This window comes from Roseburia sp. (assembly GCF_041325975.1).
GTDB lineage: Bacteria > Bacillota > Clostridia > Lachnospirales > Lachnospiraceae > Roseburia > Roseburia rectibacter.
Map to the genome: position 1 here is coordinate 1,298,188 of NZ_JBGLEJ010000004.1, position 10,370 is coordinate 1,308,557.

Annotated in this window: 10 protein-coding genes; all 10 read right to left on the reverse strand. The window is 44.4% G+C overall.

Annotated features, from left to right (window positions below; genetic code table 11):
- Positions 1–447 carry a 50S ribosomal protein L9 gene (gene rplI, locus ACDD58_RS09595; RefSeq protein WP_117920522.1) on the reverse strand — a complete coding sequence of 149 codons (447 nt, stop codon included), beginning with the start codon at positions 445–447 and terminating at the stop codon, positions 1–3.
- A 62-nt stretch (positions 448–509) separates the two neighbouring features.
- On the reverse strand, positions 510–2,564 hold the full coding sequence (locus tag ACDD58_RS09600; protein ID WP_370777178.1) for a DHH family phosphoesterase: 2,055 nt from the start codon (positions 2,562–2,564) through the stop codon (positions 510–512).
- Between the two features lie 204 nt (positions 2,565–2,768).
- Positions 2,769–3,461: a hypothetical protein gene (locus ACDD58_RS09605; protein WP_118209784.1), complete on the reverse strand. Its 693-nt coding sequence runs from the start codon at positions 3,459–3,461 to the stop codon at positions 2,769–2,771.
- Between the two features lie 91 nt (positions 3,462–3,552).
- Positions 3,553–4,521 carry a carbohydrate kinase gene (locus ACDD58_RS09610; protein ID WP_370777181.1) on the reverse strand — a complete coding sequence of 323 codons (969 nt, stop codon included), beginning with the start codon at positions 4,519–4,521 and terminating at the stop codon, positions 3,553–3,555.
- Between the two features lie 86 nt (positions 4,522–4,607).
- Positions 4,608–4,904 carry an alpha-galactosidase gene (locus tag ACDD58_RS09615; RefSeq protein ID WP_243006785.1) on the reverse strand — a complete coding sequence of 99 codons (297 nt, stop codon included), beginning with the start codon at positions 4,902–4,904 and terminating at the stop codon, positions 4,608–4,610.
- Complete coding sequence (locus ACDD58_RS09620) at positions 4,828–5,751, reverse strand: glycoside hydrolase family 36 N-terminal domain-containing protein (RefSeq protein ID WP_370777184.1); 924 nt, start codon at positions 5,749–5,751, stop codon at positions 4,828–4,830. The genes ACDD58_RS09615 and ACDD58_RS09620 overlap by 77 nt, the downstream gene beginning before the upstream one ends.
- Positions 5,752–5,827: 76 nt before the next feature.
- Positions 5,828–7,510, reverse strand: coding sequence for an alpha-glucosidase (locus ACDD58_RS09625; RefSeq protein WP_370777186.1), 1,683 nt, complete (start codon positions 7,508–7,510; stop codon positions 5,828–5,830).
- An 81-nt stretch (positions 7,511–7,591) separates the two neighbouring features.
- Positions 7,592–8,569: a LacI family DNA-binding transcriptional regulator gene (locus ACDD58_RS09630; RefSeq protein ID WP_370777189.1), complete on the reverse strand. Its 978-nt coding sequence runs from the start codon at positions 8,567–8,569 to the stop codon at positions 7,592–7,594.
- Between the two features lie 71 nt (positions 8,570–8,640).
- Complete coding sequence (locus ACDD58_RS09635) at positions 8,641–10,008, reverse strand: glycoside hydrolase family 32 protein (protein WP_370777481.1); 1,368 nt, start codon at positions 10,006–10,008, stop codon at positions 8,641–8,643.
- Positions 10,009–10,031: 23 nt separating this feature from the next.
- Positions 10,032–10,241, reverse strand: a complete 210-nt coding sequence (locus ACDD58_RS09640) for a hypothetical protein (RefSeq protein WP_370777191.1) — start codon at positions 10,239–10,241, stop codon at positions 10,032–10,034.
- Positions 10,242–10,370: the final 129 nt, after the last annotated feature.

Here is a 10,370-nt window from a genome sequence, read left to right on the forward strand (position 1 = left end):
TTATTCCTCTACTACATGTACGTTAAATTTTCCTACTACCTTCGGGTGAAGCTTGATTGCAACTTCTGTCACGCCGAATGTACGGATCGGTTCTGCAAGCTGCATTTTCTTTTTGTCAAGTTCCATGCCAAGCTGTGCTTTGGCTGCAACGGCGATCTCTTTGGTGGAAACGGAACCGAATGTACGTCCGCCCTCGCCGGCTTTCATTTTTACGGTAACTTTTTTATCTTTTAATTCTTCCGCAAGTGCCAGTGCAGCTTCATACTGCTCCTGTGCCACTTTGTCTGCATGCTGGTTCTGCAGTTTTAAATCATTAAGGTTTTTTGGTGTTGCCTCCACACCTAACTTTTTCGGGAAAATCGCATTGCGTGCATAACCATCGCTTACATTTACGATCTCACCTTTTTTCCCTAATGCTTTTACATCTTCTAATAAGATAACTTTCATATATCTGATTTCCTTTCTCTTTTCTGTTTCTTTTGCTGCTTTTGTCTGGTCTCTATCTGATGTTACTCTGATATATCGCCCTCTTTTAACATCTCATCGATCGTATCCTGAATGATATGTTTTGCCTGCTGCAGTGAGCAGTTGGTGAGCTGGGCTCCGGCAACATTTAAGTGACCGCCGCCTCCAAGGCGCTCCATGATAAGCTGTACATTGATCTCATCAATCGAACGGGAACTTACGTATATTTTTCCCTGATATTCTGTGAGCACAAAAGACGCTTTGATGCCCACGATATTTAAAAGTTCATTTGCTGCCTGTGCACAGACAATTGTCGGACTCTCTACCTGATCCGCCGGACAGATGGAAATCGCAAACGAACCACGATAAACCTCCGCATGGCGGACTGCCTCCGCCCGCGCCTTGTAAGCTGCCATATCGTTACGCAGCATCTTACGCACTCTCGTTACTTCCGCACCCGCACGTCTTAAATAAGCTGCCGCTTCAAAAGTACGTACACCTGTCTTTGTCATAAAGTTGTTGGTATCGATCAGGATACCGGCATAAATACAGTCTGCTTCACATGGGGCAAGACGGATATTTTCGGAAAAATACTGCAGTACCTCGGCGATCATCTCGCAGGCACTCGAAGCATACGGCTCCACATAGGAAAGTACCGGATTCTCGATCACCTCGTTCGTCTGTCTGTGATGGTCAAATACACAGACAGTCTGTGTGCGCTTTAACAGCTCCGGACATTCGGTGTAACTTGGACGGTTTACATCCACAACAACCACCAGTGTATTTTCATTGGTAAGCATAAGTGCTTCTTCATTTTTGATAAAAAGATCTGCCGGGTATCCTTTTTCCACGGTAAAACACTCTACCAGCGGCCGCAGGGATGATGTAATCTCGTTTAACACGATCTGTGCCTTCTTGCCAAGTACTTTTGCGGCACAGTAAATACCGATCGCTGCACCAAGGGAATCGACATCACTGATGCTGTGTCCCATAATGATCACATGCTCCCTGCTCTCGATGATCTCACGGAGTGCATGTGCTTTTACCCTTGCCTTGACCCTGGTGTTGCGCTCTACCTGCTGTGTTTTGCCACCATAATATGTGACTTCCTCGCCGTCACGCACAACGACCTGGTCACCGCCACGTCCTAATGCAAGATCAATGGACATACGGGCATACTCATAATTCTGTGTATAGCTGGCACCGTTGGCACCAATACCGATGCTTAGTGTCACAGCCATTTCATTACCGACTTTGACTGTCTTTACATCCTCGATCAGACTAAAACGGTCTTCGCGGAGTTTTGCAAGATACTGATACTTAAATACGACAAAATATTTATCTTTTTCAATTTTGCGGACTAATGCATCAAGCTCTGTAAAATATTTATTGACTTTCCGGTCGATCAGGGCAACGAGAAGAGATCTTTTGACATCTTCAATACTGTCAAGTGCCTCGTCATAGTTATCGATATATACAAGACCAGCAACCATTTTCTGTTCCTGGTTCTCTCTCATGTACTGATTCTTTTCTGTCTCATCAAAGAGATATACCGCCGTCAGATATTCGTTACTCTCATCAAGTGTAACAAGACTGTCCACGCTGTTTAACTCTTCAAAGTAGATTCTTTTTAAGGCAACACGAAAATCCTGTTCTTTCAGCGTGAGGTTTATGGATTTCTCTCCATCACTCTTCTGCAGAAGTTCCTTTGTCAGTGCCGGAAAAATCGTCGTGATCGATTTGTGATATTTTTTATCCTTACCGGTCAGTTCTGTAAACTGCTCATTGACCCATAATATCTTTGCATTATAATCGACGAGTGCATACGGTATTTCAAACTCATTTAAGAGCTGCTTTTGTACTGTTCCGTACTGCGTTGCGAAGTTGATCAGTTCATTAACCAACACCGGCTTATTCCTGACATACACGATCATGGAAACAACAAAATAGATTGCCGTAAATATCGAAAACATAATACCTGACAATATATCTTCCGTATAGATGACAGCATTCATACATACCAGAAGAATCGTCATGAACATCGGCCAGTAGAGAGATTTACGAAGTCTCCCTCTGAGCTTTACTTTATTACTTTTCATAGTCTTCTCCTAAATAAAAAGAAACCTACGGCAGGAAATGTGCTCATCACTGCTTACTTTTCCATCCGTCTTGGAATAGTCTTTGCTAACAATTATAGCATTTTGCCCCCTTAAGATAAAGTACTTTTTAAAAAAGGAACCGACGCAGTCACCTCATCTGCCCGATTCCCTTTTCTTTCCATTTGCAGTCTGATCCTGCTGTATTCAGTTCTGGCTCTCCGTATCACGTGGCGCGATCGTCAGATAATTGTCAGTATCCATATCATTGATCAGATTATCCGATAAAATCCTGTCACCGGAAACTTTTGGTTCTTCCCGCACAAAACTTTCCTCGTCGAGCTGATACCCTGTTCCTTCCGTATAAACTGCACTGATAAATCCGGATTCCTGACCACCGCCATAAATTGGAAAAATAATCGTATGCCAGCCATTTTCCAGCTCATCACTGATCATTACCGGCGTATGGATCTGTAGAAATGTTCCAAGCACCTCAAACTGACCGTTTTCTTCCGGTCTTAAAACAAGTGCCGCATCCCCACGTGTATCTGATGTCGTATCACCGATCGTAACCGCAACGATCTCATCCGTTCCATCTTCATCAAGATCCGTATAATTATAGTAATACCGTGTCTCTTTGCACTCTTCCTCCGGAATCTGATAATATTCCTCTAAAAAAGCTGCAAGCTCCGGATATTCCTCATCTTCAGAAAATTCTTCCAGCACATTATAATTCTGTTCATCCTGTTCTGCCGAGAAAAAATGTTCTTCTAACGTCTGTTCTGTCTGCTCCGTCTGATTATTTTCCTGTGCAGTTATATCTGCAGTATTTTTCTCTCCGCAGCCCGCTGTGCCTGCTAACACTACCAGGAAAAATACCATTCCTAATGTCCGTTTCATGCTCCCTCCACCTGTCTGTACTGCTCACCGCTTCGGTTTACCATATATATTATATGATTCTGTGCATAATTCCAAGACATTCTTAGCAAGTTTAAGAAATACTTTCGAAATAGTTTTGAATCTCTTCTAGGGACGGCATCACGCGCAGTGCACCTTTTCTTGTTGTGATGATCGATGCCGCTGCGTTTGCAAATGTAAGCATATCTTTTAACTGTTGTTCAGTAAGTTCCATTAATCCATACTGTAATATGTAATGTAGGCAGCATGCACCGAAAGTGTCTCCTGCACCGGTTGTTTCGATCGTGTTTTTCTGTAAAAATGCAGGTATTTCCACGATCATATTTTTATAATAGGCTCTGCTTCCGTCCCGTCCCATAGATAACAGGATCAGCGGGATCTGATATGTCTGCTGCAGCATACGGATACCTTCTGTATAATCCTCTTTTCCGGAAAACCACTGGATCTCATTGTCTGATATTTTTAAAATATCACAAACGGACAGTCCATAAGCAGTCTGCTCTTTTGCCTCCTCCATGTCCTTCCAGAGCGGTTCCCTGATATTCGGATCAAAGGAAATGAGTGCACCATTTTCTTTTGCAACAGCAATCGCATGTTTTGTCGCACTTCTGACCGGCTCATTCGTCATGGACAATGTGCCAAAATGAAAAATTTTTGCATCTGCAATAATATCATCCCGGACTTCCTCTTCCCGAAGCATCATATCTGCGCCCGGATTCCGGTAAAAGGAAAAATCGCGGTCGCCGTCCGGCTTTGTCTCAACAAATGCAAGGGTTGTGCGCACATCTTCATCCGTCAGAAGTCCTTCCACATTAATCCCGGCTGATTCCACGGTGGAACGGAGCTGTCTGCCGAAGATGTCATTTCCGACTTTTCCTAAAAATGCGGTCTGATGCCCTAATCTGTTCAACATGGAAAGCACGTTGCAGGGTGCTCCGCCCGGATTTGCTTCGTAAACCGGGTTGCCCTGACCACTGGTGCCGTTTTCTGTAAAATCAATTAATAATTCGCCGAGGGCGACTACATCATATTGTTTATTCATTGTGTGTGCTCCTTTCTTCTGCGTATGCTGGGGGTGAAGTTCTGGTAGAGGTTGTTGGGACGTTACTCAATTTTCCTGCATTTCTTTTATATACATCTGCCATGCACGGTACTCGTTGTCCATGCGTGGGATTGGCATGCCTGCATGTACAAGCTGTGCTCCTGTGAAGTAATCCGGTTCAACTGCGTTCGGTGTTTCATTGATGTGCTGTCCGTTTGTACCATCTGTCTTTGTTCCGACAACCTCAACCCGGTAAAATCGAAATAGGTTGCCTCCCAGTTATTGATAAGTACCGGTCTTTTCGTATCACGGTATGCACTGCGGCAGATATGGCTTCGGATCAGACGGTGCAGATTCCAGGAAAGCGCAGGAAAACATTTCATCGGATAAGCCCATCACAAGCCTTGTCTGCTCATACTGGTCTTTTTCTGCCTCTGCTTTGAAATTGCCGCTGTATAAAAGCATACAGCCATAACATTCGCCGGCATCCTCCCCTGTCTGTTTTCCAGCCAGCATCACAAATGGATTCTGCTGGTGGCTCGAAGCGCCACGCCTGCTGCCAAATACCTGATTGCCATGCTCCACGGACGTGCGTTCAAAAATCCGCTCCATCCCGTGTCTGCCATGAAAATGAATGACATCAAATTCTCCATTCATAAAATCAAGCACAGCACTTGCAGATTTTTCAATATGGACGGTCTTATCGCCATGATTGGTAATCTGAACCGCCCTGGTAATAATATCAAGTTCTGCAAATACACCGTAAAGCAGTGTTACCTGCACGCCGCTTACGACATCCTCTAAATATACCTTTAACGTTTCACTCTCTGTCCCGGTCTCATCATAAACTGCCGGAAGTCCCGGAATCTGGTATTTTCCTTTACATACCTCACAGGATACGAACCGCAGATCGGCACAATAGCTTCCATCTGCATTTTTCAGCACAAATGCCGGGCTGCGGAAATCCCCGGTTCCAAAACACGGATATTCCTGCGGCAGTGCATCCATGGAATATGTCTTATCGCACTCTGCCTCATACGGATTGCCGGAAAACCCCCTGTCATAATAGGTCAGAAGATACCGCATATCACCGTCTAACCGCGGTCCGTAATAAAGATGGAGCAGTTGTCCATAAGCGCCGACAGCCATCTGATACGTCGTATTTTTTGTGTGCAAAGTAATTGTATGCGGTGTGAGCAGTTTCTGCTCCTGATCTATGATGATCGCCATAATTTTCCCCTTTCCGAACAAAATATATCATTAAGAAGTGCCACTTTTTATAATTGGTAAAATTCAATGGTAAAACTTATTTCCGGTAAAACACCTTTGCCTCATATGGTCTTAAATGAATCCCATGCTCTGTTTTTACAACATCCTTATAATTGCTGATCAAAACATCCTCTTCACCGGTAAAACCGTCCTCTAAGGCAAAGTCCATCTCCTGCTCCCTGAAGTTGCAGACTACAAACAGCTTTTCTTCTCCAAGTGTCCTGGTGTATGCAAACACATCCGGATGTTCGATCACCTTACTCTCGTATACACCATACACAATGATCTCCATCTGATGACGCAGTTCGATCAGCCTTTTGTAATAGGAAAATACTGATTCCGGATCATTGATCTGTGCTGCCGCATTGATCTTTTTATAATTCTCGTTGACCGAAATCCACGGTGTACCTGTCGTAAATCCTGCATTATCGCTGTCATCCCAATGCATTGGGAATCTCGCATTGTCACGACCGATAGCATTGACAAATTTTAACATCGTTTCTTCATCTAAAATACCGCCGCCGACAAAATTGCGGTATGCATTTTTAATCTCAATATCACGGAACTCTGAAAAATCTTTACATTTGCGGTTTGTCATACCGAGTTCCTCACCCTGATAAATATAAGGTGTTCCTTTCATAAAATGCAGGCAGGTTGCAAGCATTTTTGCGGAAATCTCGCGGTATTCTTCACTGTCATTTCCAAATCTTGAGACGGCTCTCGGCTGATCGTGGTTATCCCAGTAAAGGCTGTTCCATGCCACACCTTCAAGTCCATCTTCCCATTTTTCAAATACTTTCTTTAACTCAACAAGATCAAAGCTGCCATCACTCCATTTGCCATACTGTGTCTGTCCGAGGTTGACATGCTCAAATGTAAAAATCATATCCAGCTCGCCCTGATCTGCCCCGGCATAGCGTTTCGCATCCTCCACGCCTGCACCGGCACCCTCGCCGACCGTCATCCAGTCAAACTTGGAGATTACTTTTTCATTCATCTCTTTTAAATATTCGTGCACGCGCGGCCCATTATTGACATACGGGGAAGAATCTCCAAACCTTTCATTGCCATGCACGATGCCGTCCGGAAAACGCTGATCTTTTGAAATCATCGTAATGACATCCATGCGGAATCCGTCGATACCGCGTTCGCCCCACCAGGTCATCATGTCAAAGACTTCCTGTCTGAGTTTCGGATTCTCCCAGTTAAGATCCGGCTGTTTTTTGGAAAACATATGAAGATAATACATATCCGTCGTCTGATCGTATTCCCATGCCGAACCGCCAAAACAGGAACCCCAGTTATTCGGCTCTTTTCCATCCTTTGCTTCACGCCAGATATAATAGTCACGGTACGGATTGTCTTTGCTTTTTCTGCTCTCCACAAACCACTGATGCTCATCGGAGCTGTGATTGACCACAAGATCCATGACGATCTTAATGCCAAGTTTATGCGCTTCTGCAAGCATCTCATCAAAATCTTCTAACGTGCCAAATTCTGTCATGATATCCCTGTAATCACTGATATCATAACCATTGTCATCATTTGGGGACTGATAGACCGGAGATAACCAGATCACATCAATTCCCAATAATTTTAAATAAGACAGCCGGCTCTTAATGCCGCGAAGATCGCCGACACCATCACCATTGCTGTCCATAAAGCTGCGCGGATAGATCTGGTAGACTACCGCTTCTTTCCACCATTTTTTTTGCTCCATAGGAATCCCCCATTCTTGCGCCGGATTTGCGCATACACTATTTACCTTCCTGCAATATATCTGGCTCATATACATATTGAATCAAGTCGTCTCCCTTACCACAAGTGATACCGGCAGAGTAGTGCGGTTCGACACAAGTTCCCCGTTACCGGAACGGACGAGCAGTTCTACCGCCGTTTTTGCCATCTCTTTGATCGGCTGATGAATCGTCGTGATCGGTGGTGTGGTCAGTGATGCGATATTGACATCATCAAAGCCGACGATCTTCATCTGTGATGGAACATCAATATTTAACTTATGGCACACCTGCAGAAGCTGCGCTGCGATCAGATCACTGCTGGCAAAAATGCCATCTGTATCCGTATTTTCCTTTAACAGATTTTCAAGTATCTGATGATATTCCAGATGGTTATACTCAAAAGCGGTGGTATCTGCGATCTGATAAGAAACATTCTGTTTTTCACAGACTGCCCGGAAACCAATTGCACGCTCATCTGCCGGCATGGCTGTCTCGTGGACACCGCTGATATGGATCAGATGCTTACAGCCACAGTCAATCAGATGCTGCGCTGCAAGACGTCCGCCCTGCTCATTATCGCACTCTACCTCTGCTGTTCCATTTTCAAGATAACGTTCTATCGTGATCAATGGCACATTTAATCCGGTAAACTTTTCCACACCGACCGTTCCACTGCAAAGGATCACTCCCGCTACACGGTTGCTGGTGCACATCTCCATGTATTCCCATTCCTTTTCGTTTTTTTCCTGAGAATTAAATAGAAGAATTTTGTGCCCATAATGATAAGCCTGACTCTCTAAATTACTGATCAGTTCCGCAAAATACGGATGTCTGATATGTGGTACGATCACACCGATCGTATTCGTCGTCTGCTTTGAGAGCGAGCGGGCTACCTCGTTCGGACGGTAATTGAGTTTTTTCATTGCCTCATATACTTTTTTTCTTGTCTCTTCGCTGATATATCCGCGATTATTCAGCACACGGGAAACAGTGCTCACCGTAAGTCCCGTTTCCTTCGCCACATCCTTTAAGGTTGCCATACTACTCCTCTTTCTTGCGTGTAAAAAATGTATTTTCACACGACTTCTCATTTCTTCGTCAAATCTATCTTTTATGAAACAAATATCTGTATCTTCTCTGCACTGCCCTTTTTCATGCAAAATTCTTCCACAATCCGGGGCAGTTCAAATATACCTATCATTGTATCACAATCCGCAGTCACTTCAAAGATTACGTCATCAAAAAGCAGTGAAAAATCACGGATTCCGGCTTCTGTCTTAAATGTCTCATCACCGGCTTTTAATTCTCCGGTTCCGGCATTGTATACAAATTCAAAATCCCGGTTCACCTGCACATGCAATATATCTTCTGACTCTGCACGCGTGATCTGAATCTCTGTTGCAGTATCCGGTGTAAACTCCCACTGAAACATATCTTCCTGCTGCATATTTTTATCTGCACTGTCATACACCAGCTTTTTCCTGTCCTCATATTCCCTGACCGGCTGCTGTTTTAATACTTTTTCACCGTTTTTATAAGTAACCGAAAACTCTCTCGGCAACCCCATCGCCCCGGTATAATTTCTTCCATGATTCGGAAGTCTGAGCCACGGAACAGAGATCACTCTGTCTTTTGTATTGCTGTAAGTCTGCGCCGCGTAAGCCATCTTATTGATATAAGCCATATGGCGCACACCATCCGTCTGAAACTTGAAACCGTCGAACTCACCCCAGAAGTAAAATCCGTCTGCACTCCAGAACATCCAGCTTTCATCTTCGTTTTCATCCTTTAAGCACAGCAGATCCGGGCACTCCCAGGCATCTTTTAAAGTCAGCCTGTCTGTCTGCTCCCAGTTTAACAGATCCGTAGAACGGAAAATGCCAAAATCATTTTCTTCTAACCACAGTGTCATGATATAGGCACCGCTTTTTTCATGCCAGAACACCTTCGGATCACGGTTTTCTTTACATACCGCCTCAAGCACTCCTTTATCCAGTTTGTGAAGCGTTTCTCCACCATCCGTGCTGTATGCCACACGCTGTGTAAACTGTTTTCCTGTGCTCCATTTATTGTTATTTCCGGCTGCCGTATAGAAAAAAATAAGTGCATCTTTGGGCAGTCCGAGCATTTCATGATCATTTACAATGCCGCTTCCGGAAAACATCGTTCCTGTCTCATCCGGAAAAAGCACCTCATCTTTCTGCTCCCAATGCAGCAGATCTTTGCTTACGGCATGTCCCCAGCTCATATTTTCCCACTGCACATCAAATGGGTTATGCTGGAAATATAAATGATAATTGCCATCTGCATATACAAGACCATTCGGATCGTTCATCCATCCGGTCTGCGGTGTAAAATGGATCGAAGGGCGGCGGGAAGCCTCACCCTGCGTATTGCAAAAAGATTGCTCCTCTGCTGCAGGTACATCCTCATTTCTGATTCCGTCAAAGAAAGCCTTCCCAAAATCCCCTCTTAGAATTAGTGTTTTATCAGTAAATTGCTTTACCGGAAAACGGGCGTAATAACTGACAGGGTATGTTTTCTCCTCTGTGTTCCTGCTAAATCTGCGGTGTCGATATTCCCTGTGCTCTCAGTTCCGGCTGCTGTACTCTCACTGGCATCGCTGCTGTCCGCTGCGTTGCTTCCTGCATTACTGCCTGTATTTGCGCTGCCGGAATTGCTGTTGCTGCCACAGCCTGCTAACATCCCCATTGTCATTGCTGTCCTTACTGTGCCCTTACTTTAACACTGCTTTCTCAGTATGTTAATCAGTTGACATTTTAAATTTTATCAATTCCGATTCCTGTTTATGGTACTGGAAAAACACACACCTATCATGCA